Source organism: Atlantibacter sp. MEI4A-1023, from assembly GCF_056155425.1.
In genome coordinates, this window is the sequence record NZ_CM149568.1 from 3469422 (window position 1) to 3492903 (window position 23482).

Annotated in this window: 22 protein-coding genes; 10 read left to right on the plus strand and 12 right to left on the minus strand. The window is 56.1% G+C overall.

The window, feature by feature from the left end; all coding sequences use genetic code 11:
• Nucleotide 1 precedes the first annotated feature (1 nt).
• Together ACVV26_RS16500 and ACVV26_RS16505 are read left to right on the plus strand one after the other, a co-directional pair.
• Nucleotides 2-2185 (plus strand): type I secretion system permease/ATPase, encoded by a 2184-nt coding sequence (locus ACVV26_RS16500; RefSeq protein WP_474798300.1) that lies wholly within the window; start codon nt 2-4, stop codon nt 2183-2185.
• A complete protein-coding gene (locus tag ACVV26_RS16505) occupies nt 2172-3536 on the plus strand; it encodes an HlyD family type I secretion periplasmic adaptor subunit (protein ID WP_312985606.1) in 1365 nt (454 codons plus the stop codon). Before ACVV26_RS16500 ends, ACVV26_RS16505 begins: the two co-directional genes overlap by 14 nt.
• A 45-nt stretch (nt 3537-3581) precedes the next feature.
• Here the strand turns inward: ACVV26_RS16505 and thiI are convergent, their stop codons facing one another.
• Nucleotides 3582-5030 (minus strand): tRNA uracil 4-sulfurtransferase ThiI, encoded by a 1449-nt coding sequence (thiI, locus tag ACVV26_RS16510; protein WP_474798302.1) that lies wholly within the window; start codon nt 5028-5030, stop codon nt 3582-3584.
• 203 nt (nt 5031-5233) lie between these two features.
• Here thiI and xseB point away from each other — a divergent pair, with 203 nt between their 5' ends.
• The 4 genes from xseB to ACVV26_RS16530 all read left to right on the plus strand — a co-directional run bounded on the left by xseB (nt 5234) and on the right by ACVV26_RS16530 (nt 9310).
• A complete protein-coding gene (xseB, locus tag ACVV26_RS16515; RefSeq protein WP_165460213.1) occupies nt 5234-5476 on the plus strand; it encodes an exodeoxyribonuclease VII small subunit in 243 nt (80 codons plus the stop codon).
• On the plus strand, nt 5477-6376 hold the full coding sequence (gene ispA / locus ACVV26_RS16520; RefSeq protein WP_474798303.1) for a (2E,6E)-farnesyl diphosphate synthase: 900 nt from the start codon (nt 5477-5479) through the stop codon (nt 6374-6376).
• A gap of 21 nt (nt 6377-6397) precedes the next feature.
• Nucleotides 6398-8260 (plus strand): 1-deoxy-D-xylulose-5-phosphate synthase, encoded by a 1863-nt coding sequence (dxs, locus tag ACVV26_RS16525; protein WP_474798304.1) that lies wholly within the window; start codon nt 6398-6400, stop codon nt 8258-8260.
• A 75-nt stretch (nt 8261-8335) separates the two neighbouring features.
• Entirely contained in the window at nt 8336-9310 is a 975-nt protein-coding gene (locus ACVV26_RS16530) for an aldo/keto reductase (protein WP_474798306.1), read from the plus strand.
• Nucleotides 9311-9351: 41 nt separating this feature from the next.
• Here the strand turns inward: ACVV26_RS16530 and thiL are convergent, their stop codons facing one another.
• The 5 genes from thiL to nrdR form a co-directional block, all read right to left on the minus strand.
• Complete coding sequence (gene thiL / locus ACVV26_RS16535) at nt 9352-10329, minus strand: thiamine-phosphate kinase (RefSeq protein ID WP_474798307.1); 978 nt, start codon at nt 10327-10329, stop codon at nt 9352-9354.
• Between the two features lie 58 nt (nt 10330-10387).
• Nucleotides 10388-10807, minus strand: a complete 420-nt coding sequence (gene nusB / locus ACVV26_RS16540) for a transcription antitermination factor NusB (RefSeq protein WP_312985597.1) — start codon at nt 10805-10807, stop codon at nt 10388-10390.
• Nucleotides 10808-10823: 16 nt separating this feature from the next.
• Nucleotides 10824-11294, minus strand: coding sequence for a 6,7-dimethyl-8-ribityllumazine synthase (gene ribH / locus ACVV26_RS16545; RefSeq protein WP_125294042.1), 471 nt, complete (start codon nt 11292-11294; stop codon nt 10824-10826).
• 90 nt (nt 11295-11384) lie between these two features.
• Nucleotides 11385-12488: a bifunctional diaminohydroxyphosphoribosylaminopyrimidine deaminase/5-amino-6-(5-phosphoribosylamino)uracil reductase RibD gene (gene ribD / locus ACVV26_RS16550; RefSeq protein ID WP_474798308.1), complete on the minus strand. Its 1104-nt coding sequence runs from the start codon at nt 12486-12488 to the stop codon at nt 11385-11387.
• Nucleotides 12489-12493: 5 nt separating this feature from the next.
• Nucleotides 12494-12943: a transcriptional regulator NrdR gene (nrdR, locus tag ACVV26_RS16555; RefSeq protein ID WP_125294040.1), complete on the minus strand. Its 450-nt coding sequence runs from the start codon at nt 12941-12943 to the stop codon at nt 12494-12496.
• Between the two features lie 149 nt (nt 12944-13092).
• On the opposite strand from nrdR, the gene ACVV26_RS16560 reads away from it, so the two are divergent.
• Nucleotides 13093-13638 carry a SadB/YajI family lipoprotein gene (locus tag ACVV26_RS16560; RefSeq protein WP_474798309.1) on the plus strand — a complete coding sequence of 182 codons (546 nt, stop codon included), beginning with the start codon at nt 13093-13095 and terminating at the stop codon, nt 13636-13638.
• 281 nt (nt 13639-13919) lie between these two features.
• On the plus strand, nt 13920-14804 hold the full coding sequence (locus ACVV26_RS16565; protein WP_312985592.1) for a nucleoside-specific channel-forming protein Tsx: 885 nt from the start codon (nt 13920-13922) through the stop codon (nt 14802-14804).
• Between the two features lie 35 nt (nt 14805-14839).
• On the opposite strand, the gene ACVV26_RS16570 is transcribed toward ACVV26_RS16565, so the two are convergent.
• The 6 genes from ACVV26_RS16570 to queA form a co-directional block, all read right to left on the minus strand.
• Nucleotides 14840-16237 carry a M24 family metallopeptidase gene (locus ACVV26_RS16570; RefSeq protein WP_474798310.1) on the minus strand — a complete coding sequence of 466 codons (1398 nt, stop codon included), beginning with the start codon at nt 16235-16237 and terminating at the stop codon, nt 14840-14842.
• Between the two features lie 120 nt (nt 16238-16357).
• Nucleotides 16358-17329, minus strand: coding sequence for a protein translocase subunit SecF (secF, locus tag ACVV26_RS16575; RefSeq protein WP_183171429.1), 972 nt, complete (start codon nt 17327-17329; stop codon nt 16358-16360).
• 10 nt (nt 17330-17339) lie between these two features.
• Nucleotides 17340-19187 carry a protein translocase subunit SecD gene (gene secD / locus ACVV26_RS16580; protein WP_474798311.1) on the minus strand — a complete coding sequence of 616 codons (1848 nt, stop codon included), beginning with the start codon at nt 19185-19187 and terminating at the stop codon, nt 17340-17342.
• A gap of 27 nt (nt 19188-19214) precedes the next feature.
• Complete coding sequence (gene yajC, locus ACVV26_RS16585) at nt 19215-19547, minus strand: preprotein translocase subunit YajC (RefSeq protein WP_003021544.1); 333 nt, start codon at nt 19545-19547, stop codon at nt 19215-19217.
• A 21-nt stretch (nt 19548-19568) separates the two neighbouring features.
• On the minus strand, nt 19569-20696 hold the full coding sequence (gene tgt / locus ACVV26_RS16590) for a tRNA guanosine(34) transglycosylase Tgt (protein ID WP_474798312.1): 1128 nt from the start codon (nt 20694-20696) through the stop codon (nt 19569-19571).
• A 107-nt stretch (nt 20697-20803) separates the two neighbouring features.
• Entirely contained in the window at nt 20804-21880 is a 1077-nt protein-coding gene (queA, locus tag ACVV26_RS16595) for a tRNA preQ1(34) S-adenosylmethionine ribosyltransferase-isomerase QueA (RefSeq protein ID WP_474798313.1), read from the minus strand.
• A 204-nt stretch (nt 21881-22084) separates the two neighbouring features.
• Here queA and acpH point away from each other — a divergent pair, with 204 nt between their 5' ends.
• Together acpH and ACVV26_RS16605 are read left to right on the plus strand one after the other, a co-directional pair.
• Nucleotides 22085-22666, plus strand: coding sequence for an ACP phosphodiesterase (acpH, locus tag ACVV26_RS16600; RefSeq protein ID WP_474798314.1), 582 nt, complete (start codon nt 22085-22087; stop codon nt 22664-22666).
• A 197-nt stretch (nt 22667-22863) separates the two neighbouring features.
• Nucleotides 22864-23466 (plus strand): peroxiredoxin C, encoded by a 603-nt coding sequence (locus tag ACVV26_RS16605; RefSeq protein WP_312985585.1) that lies wholly within the window; start codon nt 22864-22866, stop codon nt 23464-23466.
• Nucleotides 23467-23482: the final 16 nt, after the last annotated feature.

The window sequence follows — 23482 nt, forward strand, 5'->3', positions numbered from 1 at the left end:
TATGGCACTGATCAACGACATCACTGATATTCAGGATCTCTCGTACAACGAGACGATCCGCCACGACCCAAGACTTAATCATGACGATCCGCTGCTGGATTGCCTGATGGTGGTTTGCAAATTGCACGGTATTATCACCAGCCGCAATGTGCTGACCGCCGGTCTGCCGTTGCAGTCCAACCGCCTGACGCTCAGCACTGTGCCGCGCGCCGCACAGCGTGCCGGGTTAAAAGCGCGGGTGATCCAGCGACCAGTGACGAAAATAACGGCGCTGTCGCTGCCCGCCATCCTGGTGATGCATAACGGCCAGGCGGCCGTGCTGACCGCGCTGGACGGTGAAAAGGCCCGGCTGATGCCCGGCGAAACCGAAGGCGGCGCGATGACACTGGACGTTGCCGAGCTGGAAAAACTCTACGTCGGCAAAGCCATTTTTATTCAGCCGATACACAAATACGACAGCCAGCCGACGGCGCTGATCCCGCGCACTAAAGCCTGGTTCCAGGATACGCTGAAGCTGTCGAAATTCCTGTATCTCGACGCGGTGGTGGCGAGTTTTCTGATCAACCTGATCGCCCTGTGCTCGCCGCTGTTCGTCATGAATGTCTATGATCGCGTGGTGCCCAATCAGGCCACCGCCACGCTGTGGGTGCTGGCGATTGGCATCACCATCGCCTACGTGTTCGATCTGATCCTGAAAATATTGCGCAGCATCTGCCTGGATATCGCCGGCAAGAAAACCGATCTGATTGTCTCGGCGGCGCTGTTTGAGCGGCTGCTGGGCATGAAGATGAAACTGCGTCCGCCGCGCGTCGGCAGCTTCGCGCAGAATTTCCAGGACTACCAGTCGCTGCGCGATTTTCTGTCATCGCTGACGCTGACCGCGCTGATCGACTTCCCGTTCACTCTGCTGATCCTGGCGGTGGTGGGGGTTATCGGCGGGCCGCTGGTGTTTATCCCGCTGCTGGCTTACCCGGTCGCGATGCTGGTGAACTGGCTGATCCAGCGCCCGCTGATCGCCACCATCCAGAAAACGTTTAAGTTATCCAGCGAGCGCCAGGCGATGCTGGTAGAAACCCTGAGCGGGCTGGACGCCATCAAGCTGAACAATGCCCAGAGCGAGCGCCAGTACCAGTGGGAACAGATCATCGGCAGCCTCAGCAAGCTGGAGTTGCGGGTAAAATCCCTCTCCTATGTGGCGGTGAATTTCACCCACTGGCTGCAACAGGCCTGCGGCGTGATGATGATCGTCGGCGGCGTGTACCTGATTATTGACGGCCATCTGAGCATGGGCGGGCTGATCGCCTGCTACCTGCTTAACCGCCGCGCGATGCTGCCTATTGGCCAGCTGTGCAGCCTGATCACCCGCTACCAGCGCGCTAAAATGACCAAACACACCATCGACGGCATGATGGATCTTGAACAAGAAGTGCAGCAGGACGACGTGCCGCTCAAGCGCGAAACCCTGACCGGCGCGATTGAGTTCCGCAACGTGACGTTCCGCTACCCCGGCAGCCAACAGACGTCGCTGAACACTATTTCACTGACCGTCACGCCAGGGGAAAAAATCGGCATTATCGGGCGCAGCGGCTCCGGCAAAAGTTCACTGGCGAAGCTGCTGGTGGGTTTTTATCAGCCGGACGAAGGCAGCGTGTTGATCGACGGTATCGACGCGCGCCAAATTGATGTACACGATTTACGCCATAACATCGGCTATGCCCCGCAGGACATCCACTTGTTCAACGGGACGCTGCGCGACAACCTGCTGTGCGGCGCCAGCTATGTGGATGATGAAACCATGCTGCGGGTTGCTGAAGCAACCGGCGTTCATGAGTTCGCCCGCCGCCACCCTTCCGGCTACAACATGCAGGTGGGCGAACGCGGGATGAATCTTTCCGGTGGCCAGCGCCAGGCGATCACCCTTGCCCGCTCGCTGCTGCTCGATCCGCCCGTGTTGCTGCTGGACGAACCCACCAGCTCGATGGATAACACCAGCGAAGATCTGATTAAGAAGGCGCTTGCCCCCATCGTCAGCGATAAAACCGTGCTGCTGGTGACCCACCGCGCCTCGATGCTCACGCTGGTGGACCGATTAATTATTCTCGATAACGGCAAAATCATTGCCGATGGCCCGAAAGAGACCGTGATGAATGCGTTGAAAAAGGGGCAGATCCATGCGAATCGCTGAGGGATTGCGCCGCCTGAACCGCTGGCTGCTGGGCGATAAAAACAGCAATCAGTTCACCACCAGTGAAGTCAACAAAGCGCTGCTGGACGACACGCCGCGCGTGGTGCGCCTGACGCTGTGGGCGATCCTGGCGTTTTTTATCGCCGCCATTACCTGGGCGTCGCTGGCGGATATCGATGAAGTCACGCGCGGCGAAGGCAAAGCCATTCCCTCGTCCCGCCTGCAAAAAATCCAGAACCTGGAAGGCGGGATTGTGGCGGAAGTGTATGCCCGCGAAGGCGAAGTGGTGCAGGCGGGCGCGCCGCTGCTGCGTCTGGACGATACGCGCTTTAAATCCAACGCCGGCGAAACTGAAGCCGACCGCATGGCGCTGGAAGCCCGCATCCAGCGGCTGACCGCCCAGCTTAACGATGCTGAAAGCCTGACGATTTCCGACGAGATCCTGAAAGGCGCACCGGATATCGCCCAGGGCGAACTGGAACTGTTCGCCAGCATGAAAAAGCGCATCCAGAGCGAAATCGCCGGTCTGGATGAGCAATTGATTCAGAAGAAACAAGAGCTGTTGGATTTCGAAGCCAAGAAAGTGCAGTACCGTAACAGCCTTGGCCTGCTCCAGCAGGAAATCAATATGTCCGAACCGCTGGTGGCCAAAGGGGCGATTTCTAAAGTCGAAGTGCTGCGGCTGCGGCGTTCAGAAGTCGAAACCCGTGGTCAACTGGATTCGGTGGCGTTAGCCATTCCGCGCGCCCAGGCGGCAATCAACGAGATTGAAAGCAAGATCGCGGAAACCCGTGGGCGCTACCGCAGCGAAGCGCTGGCACAGCTAAACGAAGCGCGTACCGACCTCAGCAAACTGGAAGCGTCGGGCAAGGCGATTGAAGACCGGGTCAACCGTACCCTGGTGACGTCGCCGGTGCGCGGCATCGTGCAGCAGATGCTGGTAAACACTATCGGCGGCGTGATCCAACCGGGCAACGACCTGGTGGAAATCGTCCCGCTGGATGACAGCCTGCTGGTAGAAGCGAAGATCCGTCCCAAAGACATTGCGTTTTTACATCCGGGCCAGGAAGCGGTGGTGAAGTTTTCCGCCTATGACTACACCATTTATGGCGGGCTGAAGGGCAAGCTGGAGCAAATCAGCCCGGATACGGTGACCGATAAAGAGGGAAACAGCTTCTACGTGATCCGCCTGCGCACCGACAAAAATCATCTGGGCAGCAATGAAAAACCGCTGCTGATTATTCCGGGCATGGTGGCGTCAGTGGATATCATCACCGGCAAAAAAACCATTCTTGAATACCTGATGAAGCCGATTCTGCGCGCCCGCGCTGAGGCGTTTCGCGAGAGATAAAAAAAATGCCGGTCCTGATGACCGGCATTTTTTATTGAGGCGGGATTACGGGCGATACACTTTCACGTTGTTGAAGCCCTGCTCGCGCAGATACAGCGCCTGCAGGCGGCTCATCACGCCGCGTTCGCACCACAGCAGCCAGGTTTTATTCTGGTCTAAATCGCCGAATTTGGTGCTCAGTTTGTAGAACGGCAGTGACACCACATCAACACCTTCTACCTTCAGCGGCTTGTCGTCCTGCTCATCAACCGAACGGATATCCAGAATCACATCATTCGGGCCAAACCCGGTGACGGTTTCTACTTCCACCACCTCCTGCTGGGTTTGGGTGGCAATATCTCGGATATCCACGTTGGTCGCCGCTTCCACTACCTGGTCGAGGATTGCAAAGTCAAAGTTAGCTTCTTCCGCTTCGATCTTTGCTTTCACCGCTTTCACAGTCGGGCTTTTCGAGATCACGCCGCAGTATTCCGGCATGGTGCGGGCGAAGTCTTCGGTGCCGATTTTACGCGCCAGATCGATGATGTGCTCTTTGTCATGGGCAATCAGGGGGCGCAGCACCAGGGTATCGGAAACGTTGTCGATCAAACGCAGGTTGGTCAGGGTCTGGCTGGACACCTGGCCCAGCGCTTCGCCGGTCACCAGCGCCTGAACGCCGTAACGCTCTGCAACGCGGGAGGCCGCGCGGATCATCATGCGCTTCAGCACCACACCCATCTGCCCGTCATCGACTTTCTCAAGGATTTCGCCGACGACCGGTTCGAAGTTGATCGCCACAAAACGCACGCGGTGCGAGCTGCCGAAGCGGTTCCACAGGTAATGCGCGACCTGGCGGACGCCGATTTCATGGGCCGCGCCGCCGAGGTTAAAGAAGCAGTAGTGCACGCGGCAGCCGCGACGCATCAGCATATAGCTGGAGACGCCGGAGTCGAAGCCACCGGAAATCAGTGATAACACATCTTCCTGGGTGCCAATCGGGAAACCGCCCTGGCCTTCGTAGCGGCCTTTGACCAGCAGCAGACGGTCATCTTCGATTTCAAGGTTCACCGTAATGTCCGGGTGGGTGAGCTTCACTTTCGCGGATTCGACATGCTGGTTCAGCCCGCCGCCGACGTAGCGCTCGACTTCAATGGAGCTAAACTCGTGCTTGCCGCGACGTTTTACGCGCACGCAAAACGTTTTGCCTTCCAGTTGGTCGCGCCATGCCGCCAGAGTTTGCTCGAAAATATCGTGCAGACTGGTGAACGGCACGTCTTCGACTTCCAGAATATGGTGGATACCGGGGATGCGGGTTAACGCATCGCGGATTTCAATACGCTGGTTTTCATCTTTGGCGCGGACCACAATATGGTCCCAGTGGCGGACAACGGCGAGGTTTTCGTCGTAATGTTTGAGTACGTTACGGATGTTTCCGGTCAGGATTTTAATAAAGCGCAAACGCACAGATTGGCTTTTAATTGTGATTTCCGGGAACAATTTAATGATAAACTTCATGGCGGCAATGGTTCGTTGGCAAGCCCCGAGGGCATTGAGAGAAGTACCGCAAGGCAACAATCGCGCTTGCATCGTGAGCGCGAGAGTATATCACCATCGCTGTGAGACTGCGCACATAACCAACCCATTCAGCGTTATTTGCTAATCATTTTGAGTCCGCTACCATGGAAATGATTCCATAACGATAGAGTCAGACATTCACTATGCCAAAGAAAAACGAACTCCCCGCCAGCTTTGAGACGGCGTTGCAGGAGCTTGAGCAGATTGTCAGCCGTCTGGAAAGTGGCGCATTGCCGCTTGAAGAGGCGCTTAACGAATTCGAACGGGGCGTGCAGCTGGCGCGCCAGGGGCAGGTCAAGCTGCAACAGGCAGAGCAGCGCGTGCAGATCCTGCTGTCTGAAAGCGAAGACGCCCCGCTCTCTCCTTTCAAACCGGATGCGGAATAAATGGATTTTCACGCCACCATGAAGGCCCAGGCGGAACGGGCCACCGACGCGCTGCGCCAGTTTATCAGCGCGCTGCCGTTTCAGAACACTCCGCTGGTTGAGACCATGCACTACGGCACACTATTAGGCGGTAAGCGGTTACGCCCGTTTCTGGTGTACGCCACCGGCGAGATGTTTGGCGTCGCCTCGCAGGCCCTGGACGCGCCCGCTGCGGCCATCGAATGTATTCATGCCTATTCGCTGATGCATGACGATCTCCCGGCGATGGATGACGACGATTTACGTCGCGGCCATCCGACCTGCCACATTAAATATGGCGAAGCGAGCGCTATTTTGGCCGGAGACGCCCTGCAAACGCTGGCGTTCTCTATACTGAGTGATGCCCCCATGCCCGGCGTGGCTTTAGCCGACCGGCTCAGCCTGATGTCTGAACTGGCGATGGCCAGCGGCGTAGCGGGGATGTGCGGTGGCCAAGCGCTGGATCTGGAAGCTGAAGGTAAACAGATATCGCTGGAGGCGCTGGAGCGCATTCACCGCCACAAAACCGGCGCATTGATTCGTGCCGCCGTACGTATGGGCGCGCTGTGTGCCGGCGAACCGGGGCGCGATGTGCTGCCGATCCTCGACCGCTACGCAGAAAGTATCGGCCTGGCGTTCCAGGTTCAGGATGACATTCTGGATGTGGTGGGGGATACTGCCACGCTGGGTAAACGCCAGGGCGCCGATCAGCACCTGGGGAAAAGCACCTATCCTGCGTTGCTGGGCCTTGAGCAAGCCCGTGAAAAAGCGCAGGCGCTGTGCGACGATGCCCTTGCCGCACTTCGGGAACTGCCGTCAAAACAGATGGATACCCGCACACTGGAAGCGTTAGCGACTTACATCATCCAACGTGACAAATAACATAATTACCACGAGCCTCTGATGAGTTTTGATATCTCAAAGTACCCAACCCTGGCGCTGGTGGACTCGACCCAAGAGTTGCGCCTGTTGCCGAAAGAGAATCTGCCGAAGCTGTGCGACGAACTGCGTCGTTATCTGCTTGATAGCGTGAGCCGCTCCAGCGGGCATTTTGCCTCGGGGCTGGGAGCCGTTGAGTTAACGGTCGCGCTGCATTACGTCTATAACACGCCATTCGACAGACTGATCTGGGACGTGGGCCATCAGGCTTATCCGCATAAGATCCTTACCGGACGGCGCGACAAAATCGGCACTATTCGCCAGAAAGGCGGGCTGCACCCGTTCCCGTGGCGCGGCGAGAGCGAGTATGACGTGTTAAGCGTTGGCCACTCGTCAACCTCCATCAGCGCCGGGATCGGCGTTGCCGTGGCTGCGGCGAAAGAGAACAAAGGCCGCCGCACCGTGTGCGTGATTGGCGACGGCGCGATCACCGCCGGGATGTCTTTCGAAGCCATGAACCACGCGGGCGATATCAAACCCGATATGCTGGTGATCCTTAACGACAACGAAATGTCGATCTCGGAAAACGTCGGCGCGCTGAATAACCATCTGGCGCAATTGCTTTCCGGGAAGCTCTATTCAACGCTGCGCGAAGGCGGCAAAAAAGTGCTGTCCGGCGTGCCGCCGATTAAAGAACTGATCAAGCGCACCGAAGAACACATTAAAGGCATGGTGGTGCCGGGAACGCTGTTTGAAGAGCTGGGCTTTAACTATATCGGGCCGGTGGACGGTCACGATGTGCTGGGCCTGGTGCACACCCTGAAAAACATGCGCGACCTGAAAGGCCCGCAGTTCCTGCACATCATGACTAAGAAAGGCAGGGGTTACGAACCGGCGGAAAAAGATCCGATCACCTTCCACGCGGTGCCGAAATTCGATCCGCAAAGCGGCTGCCTGCCGAAAAGCAGCGGCGGTTTGCCGAGCTATTCCAAAATCTTTGGCGACTGGCTGTGCGAAACCGCCGCCAAAGACAGCAAACTAATGGCGATCACCCCGGCGATGCGCGAAGGCTCCGGCATGGTGGAGTTCTCGCGTAAATTCCCGGACCGCTATTTCGACGTGGCGATCGCCGAGCAGCACGCGGTGACGCTGGCGGCGGGGCTGGCGATTGGCGGCTATAAGCCAATTGTGGCGATTTACTCGACCTTCCTGCAACGCGCTTACGACCAGGTGATCCACGACGTCGCCATCCAGAAACTGCCGGTGATGTTCGCCATCGACCGTGCCGGCATTGTGGGCGCAGACGGGCAGACTCACCAGGGCGCGTTCGATCTGTCGTTCCTGCGCTGCATCCCGGATATGGTGATTATGACGCCGAGCGATGAAAACGAATGCCGCCAGATGCTGTACACCGGCTATCACTACAATGATGGCCCGACGGCAGTGCGTTACCCGCGCGGCAACGCGGTGGGCGTAGAATTAACCCCGCTGGAGATGCTGCCGATTGGCAAAGGCATGGTAAAACGCCAGGGCGAAAAAATCGCTATTCTGAACTTCGGCACCCTCATGCCGGATGCCGCCGCCGTGGCGGAATCCCTTAACGCCACGCTGGTGGATATGCGTTTTGTGAAACCGCTGGATGAAGCGCTAATCCTGGAACTGGCCGCCGGCCACGACTCGCTGGTCACCGTTGAAGAGAACGCCATTATGGGCGGCGCAGGCAGCGGCGTGAATGAAGTGCTGATGGCGCACCGTAACGTGGTGCCGGTACTTAATCTCGGCCTGCCGGACTTCTTTATCCCTCAGGGCACCCAGGATGAAGCCCGTGGCGAAATCGGCCTCAACGCCGCTGGCATGGAAGCGAAAATCCGCGCCTGGCTGGGATAAGCGCCACATCCTCCCCTTTCCTCTCCTGCTATGCTTAAAGGATCACCTTTGTTACCCGCAAGCAGGAGAGGAAGCATGCAATACAATAATTTAGGAAAAACCGATCTCAGGGTATCCCGTCTTTGCCTGGGCTGTATGACGTTTGGCGAACCGGACCGGGGCAATCATGCCTGGACGCTACCGGAAGAGAGCAGCCGCCTGATCATCAAGCACGCCGTAGAGAAAGGCATCAACTTTTTTGACACCGCCAATAGCTATTCCGACGGCAGCAGTGAAGAGATCCTCGGCCGCGCGCTGAAAGACTTCGCCCGTCGTGACGAGGTGGTCGTCGCCACCAAAGTATTCCATCAGGTCGGCGATTTGCCAGAGGGCCTGTCGCGGGCGCAGATCCTGCGCTCTATTGACGATAGCCTGCATCGTCTGGGCATGGAGTATGTCGACCTGCTGCAAATCCACCGCTGGGACTACAACACGCCCATTGAAGAAACCCTCGACGCGCTAAATGACGTGGTGAAATCCGGCAAAGCGCGTTATATCGGCGCGTCCTCAATGCACAGCGAGCAGTTCGCTCAGGCGCTGGCGCTCCAGGATCAACACGGCTGGGCGCGTTTCGTCACCATGCAGGATCACTACAACCTGATTAACCGCGAAGAAGAGCAAGGCATGCTGCCGCTGTGCCTGCAGGAAGGCGTGGCGGTGATCCCGTGGAGCCCGCTGGCGCGTGGCCGTTTGACGCGTCCGTGGGGCGAAACTACCGCGCGGCTGGTTTCCGATGAATTCGGCAAAACGCTGTATCAGCAAACCGAAGAGAACGACGCCAGAATCGCCGAGCGCGTCGCCGCCATCGCCGAAGATAAAGGCGTGTCGCGGGCGCAGGTGGCGCTGGCATGGGTGCTGAGTAAACCCGCCATTGCCGCGCCGATTATTGGCGCATCCCGTGAAGAACAACTGGATGATCTGCTGGGCGCAGTGGATTTAACGCTGAGCGATGTGGAAATCGCCGAGCTGGAAACGCCTTATAAGCCGCATCCGGTGGTGGGATTTAAGTAACAAACCCCCTCTCCTTGCATTAAGGAGAGGGAATCAACGGCTTAACCGGTAATAAAGTGGTCGTGCCCTTTGCCGGTGATGTTTACCGGCTCGCCGTCACGCATAAAGTGTAACCCTTCAACGTCGGCGGTGATCTGCCCAATGCAGGTAAAAGGTACGCCCAGCCTGCCCAGCGCCACGTCAATCACGCCGCGATTGAGTTCCGGCACGGTAAAGCACAGTTCGTAATCCTCGCCGCCGGTCAGCGCGAAAAGCTCGGCCTGTTCAGGGCTGACATTTTCACGCAGCGCATCCGAGAACGGCAAAGCGTCCAGCGCCACTTTCGCGCCGCAGTCGCTGGCCTTCAGGATATGCGCCAGATCGGAGATTAGCCCATCAGAGAGATCGATAGCGCTGCTGGCGATATCGCGCAGCGCCTGGCCCTGCAATATCCGCGGCGTGGGGCGTAAATGGCGCTGTAACAGATAATCCGCCTGGGTGGTGTTGCCCACCATTAAGCGGTTTTGCAATATCGCCAGCCCTGCGGCGCTGTCGCCTGGCGTGCCGGTAACGTAGATCCAGTCGCCCGGTTTCGCGCCAGAGCGCTTCAGCGCGCGGCCATTCGGCACGAAGCCGTGAATACCCAGCGTCATGGAGAGCGGACCACGGGTGGTGTCGCCGCCAACCAGTTGCATATCGTAATAATTCAAAAGCTCGAACAGACTATCGCTAAAGGCTTCCAGCCACGCTTCGTCGACGTCCGGCAGGGTTAATGCCAGCGTCAACCACGCGGGGTCAGCGCCCATCGCGGCTAAATCACTGAGGTTAACCGCCAGCGCTTTGTAGCCCAAATCGCGCGGATCGATATCCGGCAGAAAATGGATGCCGCTAACCAGCGTGTCGGTGCTTATTGCCAGAGTTTGTTTTTCCGGAACCGTCAGCAGTGCGCAATCGTCACCGATTCCGGTTTCCACATCACGTCGAGAGCTTCTCACGCGATCAAAATAACGGGCAATAAGGGAAAACTCGCCGCATGCCATGCGTTATGCCTCGCAGAAAAAGAGAATGGCCGGAGACATGTCCGGCCAGAGGATTGACTTACTTGCGATTGGGGCGGATTTGCGGAGCGGCTTTGTCCAGCACGCCGTTGACGAACTTGTGACTGTCTTCAGCACCGAAGGTTTTCGCCAGCTCAATCGCTTCGTTGATGGCAACTTTATAAGGCACATCCTGACGCTTAGCGAGTTCGTACAGCGCGATGCGCAGAACCGCTCTTTCTACCTGGCCCAGCTCGTCGAGCAGACGGGACAGGTAAGGTTGCATCAGGCCATCGAGATACGCGCTGTTGGTCGCCACTCCGGACAGCAGTTCACGAAAGTACAGAACGTCCACGTCTTTAACGTCCTGTTCCGCCAGGAACTGGTATTCAACATCAGCGATGTCGTTTTTGGACAACTGCCAGGAGTAAAGTGCCTGGACGGCACATTCACGGGCGCGGCGACGAGCAGCAGGTTTCACGGAATTCCCCTTAAAATCAGGCCTTGATGGCTTTCAATACATTAATCATTTCAAGCGCGGTAAGGGCTGCTTCAGCACCTTTGTTACCGGCTTTTGTACCAGCGCGTTCGATGGCTTGTTCAATACTTTCAGTGGTGAGTACGCCGAACGCTACCGGGATTTCGCTCTCCTGGGCAACATGCGCCAGGCCGTTGCTGGCACCGCCGGCAACGTATTCGAAGTGTGCAGTGCCGCCACGGATCACGGTACCCAGCGCGATCACCGCGTCGTATTTACCGGTTTTCGCCAGAGCGCCGGCTGCCAGCGGCAGTTCATATGCGCCAGGAACCCAAACCACGGTGATGTTTTCATCTTTAACCTGGCCGATACGTTTAAGCGCGTCGATAGCGCCATCCAGCAGGCTGTCGTTGATGAAGTTGTTAAAACGCGCGATGGTGATGGCGACGCGAGCGTCCGGGGTAGCAACAGTAGCTTCGATAACGTTCATACTCTTCCTTAACGGGTTCATTTGTGGCCCCGCAGGGGGGCGGATTCTATCATGTTTTTTTATGGGCTGCTTACGTTTTAAAACTCGGCGTTATTGCAGCGTAAGCCGGAGACACAAATCCGGACCAACCGGACGTATCTCGCTGAATGTCAATGCGGGCGCATCCGCCAGCTTTTCAAGGCCAGGAAGGGCGAATAAACCGCGCGCATCGCTGCCTAACAGCTTCGGCGCGATATACAGCACAATCTCGTCCACCACGCCCGCCTGTAGCAGCGCGCCAGACAGTTCGGCCCCCGCCTCCACCCAAATCGTATTTACCTGCCGTTTGCCCAACAGCATCATCAGCACCACTAAATCGAGGTGCCCGTTGTGCTCCGGCACCGGCAGTTGAGTGACGCCTCCCGGCCACCGGACATCATCGGGCTGAGTACGCGCCAGCCAGGTTTCCCCCGGCTGGTGAATAATTTTATGCTCAGGCGTCACCCGGTTATGCGAGTCGATGACAATGCGGGTCGGCATCCGCAGTTGGTCTTCGGGGTACAGCGCCTGGGTATCCGCGTCTAACTCATTCCAGCGCACGGTCAGCGACGGGTTATCCGCCAGCACCGTGGCGCTACTGGTCAGGATAGCGCTACTTTGCGCCCGGAAGCGTTGCACATCGCGCCGCGATTCGGCGGAGGTGATCCACTGGCTTTCGCCGCTCGCCATCGCGGTGCGTCCGTCTAACGACGCGCCCAGCTTCAGTTGTACAAACGGGAAGCCGGTGCGCATCCGCTTCAGGAAGCCTTTATTCAGGGCTTCGGCTTCGTTCATCATCAGGCCGTGGCTAACCTCGATGCCCTCTTGCTGCAGGCGATACAGCCCGCGCCCGGCAACCTGCGGATTCGGGTCCTGCATTGCGGCAACCACGCGGGCCACGCCTGCGGCGATCAACGCGTCACAGCACGGCGGCGTGCGACCATGGTGGCTACAGGGCTCAAGGGTGACATAGGCGGTCGCGCCACGGGCTTTTTCGCCCGCCATCCGCAGCGCATGCACTTCGGCGTGCGGCTCTCCGGCGCGATAGTGAAAACCTTCACCCACGATTTCGCCGTCGCGCACAATCACGCAGCCGACGTTGGGATTAGGAGAAGTGGTAAAACGACCGCGCTGCGCCAGTTTCAGCGCCCGCGCCATGAAAATCTCATCCTGCATTGGGCTTAATCCTGCAAGCGGGCGATCTCTTCGCCGAATTCACGGATATCTTCGAAACTGCGGTATACAGAGGCGAAGCGAATGTAGGCGACCTTATCAAGCTTTTTCAGCTGTTCCATTACCAGGTTGCCAATCATTTTGCTGGGGATTTCACGCTCCCCGGTGGCGCGCAACTGTGATTTGATATGGTTAACCGCCATTTCGACGTCATCGGCGCTAACCGGACGCTTCTCCAGCGCCTTTTGAAAGCCGCTTCTCAGTTTGTCTTCGTTAAACGGCTCGCGGACGTCATTGCTTTTGATCACGCGGGGCATCACCAGTTCCGCCACTTCAAAGGTCGTGAAGCGTTCATGGCACACCAGGCACTGACGGCGACGGCGCACCGACGAACCTTCTCCAACCAGGCGAGAGTCAATGACTTTGGTATCCACGGCGAAACAGAATGGGCAATGCATAGCGCGTCCTGACAGATAATTTAACTGAGGGTTAGTGTAACCTGAACTGGCACCACAACAAAGATGAAGCGCTTTTGAGACAAGGGATGAAGGAATTTTTATGCGTGCGCGCTAGCATTAATGCATTAAAAACACACAGGATCGTCACTATGAGAACCGCTTACAAATCTTTGTTCCTCGTTACGCCGTTATTCCTCGCCGCCTGCGCACCGCAAAGTGAAGTCCGTCAGATGCACAATAGCGTCAGCACGCTTAATAAAGAGATGGGCAAGCTGCAGCAGGAAACCATTAAGATCACCCAGCAAAACGCCCTTAACGCCCGTTCGCAAAGCGGCGTTTACTTACTGCCTGGCGCAAATACCCCGGCACGGTTAAACAGCCAGTTGGGGATGATGAAAATGTCGCTGGCGAATGTCGCGGCGGATGCCAGCGGCACGGTTGCCACGCTGCGTATCCAGGGCGAATCCAGCACCCCGTTCCCGGCGTTTACCGGCACTATCGAATGGGGCCAGTTGCAGGGCACCACCGAAAGCTACCAGGAAGTGAACGTGCAGAATCAGCAGTTCAGCGCGCCGGCCAGCATCCTGGCCCCCAGCGATGTCTCCGTTCCCGTCAAACTTAACGGCATTACACCTGACCAGTTAGGTTTTGTCCGTATTCACGACATCCAGCCGCTGCAAGCGCCCGCCATGTAATAACCCTCAGGCCGGATCGCCCCGGCCTTGTTACTTTTTTCACATCTAAAACCGCTTTTTATTATTCACCGCTTCTATGTTCGGATAGAATCCTATTGCTGAATGTGTATAAACGTGAACGCAATCGTTTACGCATAAGACAGGAATGTGAAACAACACATATTTTTGTGAGCAATGATTTCTATAATAGTGACCAGAATAACATCTCCCCTTCAGGCCGTTGGGAGAGCTCGACATACCTTATCTCCCGTTGGGGATTTCATCTAAAAGTGGCAATAACCATGAAAAAAATTGTTTTAGCTGCCGGTGCGGCACTGGCGCTTTCCGCTTCTTTCTCTTCCAGCGCGGAAGAAACCAATAAACCTGAATACCTCTCTGACTGGTGGCATCAGAGCGTCAACGTGGTGGGCAGTTATCACACCCGTTTCGGACCGCAGTTGCGTAACGACACCTATCTGGAATACGAAGCGTTCGCCAAAAAAGACTGGTTCGATTTCTACGGCTATGTGGATGCGCCGCGTTTCTTCGGTGGCGACAGCAATGCACGTGGTATCTGGAACCACGGTTCTCCGCTGTTTATGGAAATCGAACCGCGTTTCTCTATCGACAAACTGACCGACACCAGCCTGGCGTTTGGTCCGTTTAAAGAGTGGTATTTCGCTAACAACTATATCTACGACATGGGCCGCAACGCGTCTGGTCGCCAGAGCACCTGGTATATGGGTTTAGGCACCGATATCGAAACCGGCCTGCCGATGAGCCTGTCCATGAACGTGTATGCCAAATACCAGTGGCAGAACTACGGCGCAGCGAACGAAAACGAATGGGACGGCTACCGTTTCAAAGTGAAATACTTTGTGCCGATCACCCCGCTGTGGGGCGGCAACCTGAACTATATCGGCTTCACCAACTTTGACTGGGGTTCCGAACTGGGTGACAAAGATTTCCGCGACCTGAACGGCAACAAAGCCCGTACCAACAACTCGATTGCGTCCAGCCACATCCTGTCGCTGAACTACGATCACTTCCACTATGCGGTTGTAGCGCGTTACTGGCACAACGGCGGCCAGTGGGCGGATGACGCGGAGCTGAACTTCGGCAACGGCCCGTTCAACGTGAAATCCACCGGTTGGGGTGGCTATCTGGTTGTGGGTTACAACTTCTAAATTGTTACGCCGGTCATACGATGACCGGCGTTCCTTCACTCTGCGCAGCTTAACGCTAAGGTTTTATCCAGCAGCCACGGGCGCAAATACCCGACGGTATTGGATAACGGCAAAACATCCTCAGAAAGCTGAATCCCCAGATAACGTTGAATGTAATCGCGCCGTGCGATAATGCGCGCCCACACCGCCGGGTAATCCCTTGCTAACTCTTCACGCAGCGCCGCATCGGCAAGCGCCACGGTATCTTCAATGCTGGCTCCCGCGTACCCTGCCCGCGACGGGATAATGTCAATCTGCAACAGCATACCGCTGGCTAACGCGATGGTTGAATCAGGCGTAATCGGTGAACACATCCACTCTTCATCCGCCACTAAATGCCCGGGATTCAGGTGCCAGTGGTACTCGTTTTTTGGCAGTAGCGTTTCGATCAGCTGGTAGATTTCCCCACCGGTAACCCCGACGCGCATCCGCTCAAGCCAGCCTACTACCGCGCGATAATAAGGGATTGCCACCACGTCGAGATAGTCTGCAACCGCAGGTGTCAGCTCGGTTTGATTCGCGACCACATAGGCGGCGCGGCTGCTTAGCCCCCCTTTGTAGCTGGTGGTTAGGGAAAATTTATCACCACGCTGAATCACTTTGTCACTGGGGTAAAGGTTGGCGCTGTCAAAGCGGTCCCCGGTAGCGGCAATCATAATTACGTTGTTGGCCTGCCCTTCCGCCGCCAGTAGCGCGCCGATCTGCTTTTCGGTCTTACCCGGCTCGATGGCATTAAGCGCGCTAAGAATTGCCGTTGAGGCGAGGTTTGTGCCGTATTCATAGTGCGCGAGTTCATTGGCGTTGTTCACGATGCGCGCCCCGTTGGCCGGGGAGATAAACACGCCGGTGGCGTTGGTCAGAATGCAATCGGGCGTTACCGCTGCGCGCAGCGAATCAACAATAAACGACGGTAAATCAAAGAGTTGAGTATTGTCATCGTGATCGCTGGTAAACAGCTTCCAGCCCGCCACGCCGATGCGTTTTTTCTCTGCCAGGCCCGTTAAACGCAGGGTTTCCGGCAGCGGCGTCGTGTTGGTCATCGGCTGGTTGGGCAACGAGAACCACGGTGCAGGCACCACGCGGTTTGCCAGCCTGGCGTGGGCGGCCAGCTTGAGGTTTTCATTGCCCAGAACCAGTACCGCTTCGCCATCCTGATGCAACACCAGCAGCGCCTCTTCAAAGCGCGGGATAAACCCGGTCAGGTATTCGAAATTCGCGCCGTGCTCTTTATCGGCATAGACGATTAGCGTGTCCAGCGAAAGTTGCGCCATGCGTTCAAGCACCCTGGCTTTACGTAATTTCAGCGTGGCATCCGTCAGGGTAACGGACGGTACGGCCTGCCAGCAGTCCGGCTGGGGGATATTTTTGACAACGATGCGGCGTGGTTCGGTCATTGCAAAGCGCTCCGTGTAATCAGGTCTTATGATCCTGGCCGATCCACAGTAAACAAAGCGCTGCAAACAGGCAAAAAAAATCCCGGCCAGCTGGCCGGGATTTGATTCACGCTTTACACATTAAGGCAGAATCGAAGGCTGGTCAGCGCCCTCTTTCTCCACTTTCTGCTGGATCAGATGCTCGCGCTTCATACCCAGTTTCAACGCCAGCGCGGACGCCACGTAGATAGACGACGCAGTACCGATAGACACACCGATCAGCATGGTCAGGGAGAAGCCCTGCAGCATGGTGCCGCCAAACAGGTACAGCATCAGGATCACCACCAGGGTGGTACCGGAGGTGATCAAGGTACGGTGCAGCGTCTGGGTCAATGACACGTTAAAGATTTCGTAAGGCGTACCGCGACGGATCTTGCGGAAGTTTTCACGAATACGGTCAGATACCACGATGCTGTCGTTCAGCGAGTAGCCGATAACCGACATCAGCGACGCAACAATCGTCAGGTCCACTTCAATATGGAACAGCGACAGCACGCCCATGGTGATTACCACGTCGTGCGCCAGCGCGATAACCACACCCGCCGCGAGACGCCACTCAAAGCGGAACCCGACGTAAACGAGAATGGAGAGCAGCGCGACCAGCAGCGCCATCGCGCCGGTTTGCGCCAGTTCCGCGCCCACGCTCGGGCCGACGAACTCAATACGCTTCACCACGGCGTTCTGGCTGGTAGCGTCGTTAATCACGCTGACCACTTTGCTACCCAGAACCTGGCCGCCGGTTGCGCCTTCCGCAGGCGGCATACGCACCATGATGTCACGGCTGCTGCCGAAGTTTTGCAGCAGCGGATCCTCAAAGCCCGCTTTCACCAGCGATTCACGCATCAGATCCATATCCGCCGGTTTTTCCAGCGAAATTTCAATGACCGTACCGCCGGTGAAATCGAGACCCCAGTTAAAGCCCTTCACGCCAATGATAATAATCGACGCGATAAGCAGCAGACCAGAGATGCCGAAGGCCCAGTAATCCCAGCGCATAAAGTCATAGACTCTACGGCCGTGGTTCAATTGTTCAACAGTATAATCCTGTGCCACAACGCACTCCTCAAATAGACAGCTTCTTGATGCGTTTGCCGCCGTACAGCAGGTTCACGATGGCACGAGTACCGACGATTGCGGTAAACATCGAAGTCGCCACGCCAATGCCGGTGGTAATTGCAAAGCCTTTAATCGCCCCGGTACCCACTGCGTACAGGATCAACACTTTAATCAGCGTGGTCACGTTCGCATCGAAGATGGAACTGAACGCGCCTTTGTAACCTTCGTCGATCGCCTGCTGGACTGAACGCCCGTTGCTCAACTCTTCCTTGATACGTTCGTTGATCAGTACGTTGGCGTCCACCGCGACCGCAAGGGTTAACACGATACCCGCAATACCCGGCATGGTGAGCGTCGCCCCTGGCAGCAGGGACATAATCCCGACGATCAGCACCAGGTTGGCAATCAGCGCCGTGGTGGCAATCAGGCCAAACTTCTTATAGAAGACGATCATGAACAGGATGGAGACCGCCAGGCCCGCCAGACACGCTTCCAGACCCTGGGTGATGTTCTGCATACCCAGCGTCGGGCCGATGGTGCGCTCTTCAACAATCTGAATCGGCGCAATCAACGCACCGGCACGCAGCAGCAGCGAAAGCTGGCGCGCTTCGTTCGGGTTGTTGATACCGGTGATGCGGAAGCTATTGCCCAGACGCGACTGAATGTTCGCCACGTTGATCACTTCTTCCTGCTTAGCCAGAATCGCACGGCCATTCGCGTCTTTTTTACCGCTGTCTTTGTATTCCACAAACAGGGTCGCCATCGGCTTGCCGATGTTGTCCTTGGTGAAATTCGACATGATGTTACCGCCCGCGCTATCCAGTGAAATATTCACCTGAGGCTGGTTGTATTCATCGGTACTGGACGTCGAGTCGGTGATATGGTCGCCGGTTAAGATCACGCGTTTGAACAGCACAACCGGCTGCCCTTCACGGGTCTGTTTGACTTCGGAATCACCCGGAACGCGGCCTGCCGACACAGCGGCGGGATCGACGTTGGTATTAACCAGACGGAATTCCAGCGTTGCCGTCGCACCCAGAATTTCTTTGGCGCGCGCGGTGTCCTGGATACCCGGCAGCTCGACCACGATACGGTCAGCGCCCTGGCGTTGAACCAGCGGTTCCGCCACACCCAGTTGGTTTACACGGTTACGCAGAATGTTGATGTTCTGCTGTACCGCATATTCACGCGCTTCTTTCAGACGTTCGTCGGTCATCACCGCACGCAGCGTATTATCACCCTGGCTGGAAATCACCAGATCGCGATGGCGCGGCGAGAGATAAGAAATCGCTTCGTTACGCGCATTGCTGTCGCGAAAGACGATATTCAAACCGTAGTTATCGGCTTTACGTACGTTGGTGTACGCGATGCCTTTTTCGCGCAGATCGCTACGCAGGCTGTCCATGTTCTGCTCCTGGAGCTTGCCCAGCGCAGTATCCATATCCACTTCCATCAGGAAGTGAACGCCGCCGCGCAGGTCGAGACCCAGCTTCATCGGCTCAGCATTAATAGACGTTAACCAGCGCGGCGTTGCCGGCGCGAGGTTAAGGGCCACCACGTAGTTATCGCCCAATACGTCCATCAGCGCTTCGCGCGCGCGTAATTGGGTATCGGTGGAATCAAAGCGGGCAAGAATACTGCCTTGCTCCAGCGCCACAGACTTCGCGGTGATTTTTTGTTGATTTAAGGTGTTCTGGACCTGATTCAGCGTTTGCTCACTGGCGGCGACGCCGCGCGCGCCAGTGATCTGAACAGCCGGATCCTCACCATACAGGTTGGGAAGGGCATAAAGCAGGCCGACGACAATAACGACGACCAGCATGATGTACTTCCACAAAGGATAACGGTTTAACACGGCAGTTCCCTTTGGGAAAACGAAAGATTACAGCGCCTTCATGGTGCCTTTCGGCAGGACGGCTGCGACGAAGTCACGCTTAATAACTACTTCAGTGGTGTCGTTCAGAGCGATAGCGATATAGCCGCTTTCCGCTACTTTGGTCACACGACCAACCAGACCGCCGTTAGTCAGCACTTCATCGCCTTTTGCGATGGAGTTCATCAGGTTTTTATGTTCTTTGGTGCGCTTTTGCTGCGGGCGCAGGATCATGAAATAGAAAATCAGACCAAACACCACCAGCATCAGAATCAGTGACATCGGGCTGCCCTGCGCCGGAGCACCTGTTGCCGCTACCGCATCAGAAATGAAAAAGCTCATTAAAATTCCCTCATTATTTAATTAATCAATATTCAAAGGTGGAACCGGTCTATCCTGGCGTTGGTAAAAATCTGCAACGAAGTGCTCTAATTTACCCTCTTCGATAGCCTTGCGTAAACCAGCCATTAAGCGCTGATAGTAGCGAAGATTATGAATGGTATTGAGACGCGCACCCAGTATTTCGTTGCAACGATCGAGATGATGCAAGTAAGCACGTGAATAATTGCGACAGGTGTAGCAATCGCACTCTTCATCCAGCGACGATGTGTCGCTTTTGTACTTCGCATTACGGATCTTCACCACGCCATTGGTGACGAAAAGGTGACCGTTACGGGCGTTACGCGTTGGCATAACGCAATCGAACATATCGATACCGCGACGCACCCCTTCCACCAAATCTTCCGGTTTACCTACGCCCATCAGGTATCGTGGTTTATCTGCCGGGATCTGCGGGCAAACGTGTTCGAGGATGCGATGCATGTCCTCTTTCGGTTCGCCCACAGCCAAACCGCCGACAGCGTAGCCATCAAAGCCAATCTCGACTAGCCCTTTGACGGAGATATCACGTAAATCTTCGTAAACGCTGCCCTGGATAATCCCGAACAGCGCGTTTTTATTGCCCAGAGAATCAAAGCGATCGCGGCTGCGCTTCGCCCAGCGCAGCGACATTTCCATCGAGCGTTTGGCGTAATCCCAGTCGGCAGGATACGGCGTGCACTCATCGAAAATCATTACGATGTCGGAACCGAGATCGTACTGAATTTCCATGGATTTTTCCGGGTCGAGGAAAATCGGATCGCCGTTAATCGGGTTACGGAAGTGAACGCCCTGTTCGGTAATTTTGCGAATATCGCCAAGGCTAAAGACCTGGAATCCGCCGGAATCGGTAAGGATGGGGCCTTTCCATTGCATAAAATCATGCAGATCGCCGTGCAGCTTCATGATTTCCTGGCCGGGACGCAGCCACAGGTGGAAGGTGTTGCCTAAGATAATCTGCGCGCCGGTGGCTTCAACTTCTTCCGGCGTCATGCCTTTTACGGTGCCGTAGGTGCCGACGGGCATAAACGCGGGCGTTTCAACCACGCCGCGTTCAAACACCAGCCGACCGCGACGGGCGCGACCATCGGTGGTCTGTAATTCAAAGTTCATGTTTTCTCCTGCATCAGAGAGACAGTCTGATGATTGTGCTAACAGCGCGGAGTTCGCCCCACGCTGAAAATCAATAACGCCCGGTTAAGGCGTTATTTGGTAATAGATTATTGGTCTTGCCCGATTTGCTCGGTGATAGCCGACGGATTGTACGTGATAAACATCGCATCCCCGTAACTAAAAAAGCGATATTGCGCATTTACCGCCTGCTGGTAGGCATTCATGGTGTGGCGATACCCGGCAAAGGCCGACACCAGCATAATCAGCGTCGATTCTGGCAGGTGGAAATTGGTCACCAGCGCGTCGATGACTTTGTACTGGTAGCCCGGATAGATAAAGATTTGGGTATCATCAAAGAACGGTTCGATCAGATCGTTTTTCGCTGCCTGGGCTGCGCTTTCCAGCGAACGCACCGAGGTGGTGCCTACCGCGATCACCCGGTTGCCGCGCGCTTTACAGGCCAGTACCGCGTCTACCACATCCTCCGGCACTTCGGCATATTCAGAGTGCATGATGTGGTCTTCAATGCTGTCGACCCGCACCGGCTGGAACGTCCCTGCGCCGACGTGCAGCGTGACAAACGCCATCTCCACGCCCTTCTGGCGCAGTTTTTCCAGTAACGGCTCATCAAAATGTAGCCCGGCGGTAGGTGCCGCCACCGCGCCCGGTTTGGCGCTGTAGACCGTCTGGTACAGTTCACGGTCGGATTCTTCATCCGGGCGGTCGATATACGGCGGCAGCGGCATATGGCCGATGTCGTTGAGGATATCCAGCACAGCGCGTGAATCATCAAATTCAATTTCGAACAGCGCATCGTGGCGCGCCGTCATGGTGGCTTTAACGTTTTCGTCTTCGCCCAGCAGCAGTTCCGCGCCCGGCTTCGGCGCTTTCGAGGCGCGCACGTGGGCCAGCACGCGCTTGTCATCCAGCATGCGCTCCACCAGCACTTCAATCTTGCCGCCACTGGCTTTACGGCCAAACATCCGCGCCGGGATCACCCGGGTATTGTTGAATACCAGCAGGTCGCCCGGGTTGAGCTTTTCCAGCAGATCGGTGAAAGTGCCATGCGTCAGCGCACCGCTTGGACCGTCGAGCGACAGCAAACGGCAGGAACTCCGGCCTGGCAGCGGATAATGAGCAATCAGGGATTCAGGTAATTCAAAGGAAAAATCGGCAACGCGCATGGCAATTCACACTAAAACGTAGAGCCTGCTTAACAGGAGTTTTTGTCAAAGCTCGGCGAGTTTTGCGCGTTAACAGGCGCTTTCGCTCACCAGCAAGTAAAATGGTCTGTTAATCCAGCTCGAAAAAACAGGCGCTATAGTCTAGTGCCGGGGCGCTTTAGCTGCAACCCGTTCACCTTGTTAACGCTTCTATTGGGACAATACATGAATTTTCTCGCCCATCTTCATCTCGCCCGGCTCTCTGATAGCTCGCTGCTGGGCAATTTGCTGGCCGACTTTGTGCGCGGCGATCCCTCGGGCGACTACGCCACCGACGTGGTGGCCGGGATTTATATGCACCGCCGGGTAGATGTGTTGACGGATAGCCTGCCGGAAGTGCTGGAAGCAAAAACATGGTTTCGTCCGGAAACCCGCCGCGTCGCGCCCATTGCGCTGGATGTGATGTGGGATCATTTTGTCTCACGCCATTGGGACAGGCTCTCCCCCGAGCTCGAACTCCCGCGCTTTGTCGCCCAGGCCCAGCGCGAAATCGGCCAGCATCTGCCGCTTACGCCGCCGCGTTTTATCAACCTTAACCAGTACCTGTGGTCTGAACGCTGGCTTGAGCGCTACAGCGATATGGCGTTTATTGGCAACGTGCTGAACGGCATGGCCAGCCGTAGACCAAAACTTTCCGCGCTGCAACTGAGCTGGGTCGACCTGGACGCCAATTATGATGAACTGGAACAGCGGTTCTGGCAGTTCTATCCGCGCATGATGAGCATGGCGCAACAGAAAACCTTATAGTCCTCACAACCTCTTAAGGTAAATATTGCCCTTTTTCAAAAAAGGGCTATTCTTGTGGGCTGCACACAGTAAATTTAATTATTGATAGGTAAAACCTATCTGAATAATCGGTTTATTCATCTTTGTGAACCTGCGTGAACTCTCTATACTGGCCCGCGTTGCGTTCTACTCACCTTAAATAACACCAAGGAGTCCTCATGGTACTGGTAACTCGTCAGGCACCGGATTTTACCGCTGCAGCCGTTCTGGGAAGTGGCGAAATCGTTGAAAACTTCAACTTTAAAAAACACATCGACGGTAAAGCAACCGTACTGTTCTTCTGGCCGATGGACTTCACCTTCGTATGCCCGTCTGAACTGATCGCATTCGACAAACGTTACGCAGAATTCCAGAAGCGCGGCGTAGAAGTGGTTGGCGTTTCTTTCGACTCTGAATTCGTTCACAACGCATGGCGTAACACGCCGGTTGATAAAGGCGGTATTGGCCCGGTTCAGTACGCGATGGTTGCCGATATCAAACGTGAAATCCAGCAGGCTTACGGCATTGAGCACCCGGATGCAGGCGTTGCGCTGCGTGGCTCCTTCCTGATCGACAAAAACGGCGTGGTTCGCCACCAGGTGGTTAACGATCTGCCACTGGGCCGTAACATTGATGAAATGCTGCGTATGGTTGATGCGCTGCAGTTCCACGAAGAGCACGGCGATGTGTGCCCGGCTCAGTGGGAAAAAGGCAAAGAAGGTATGAACGCGTCTCCGGACGGCGTGGCGAAATACCTGAGCGAGAACGTCGCTAAGCTGTAATAACGACTTCAAAGAA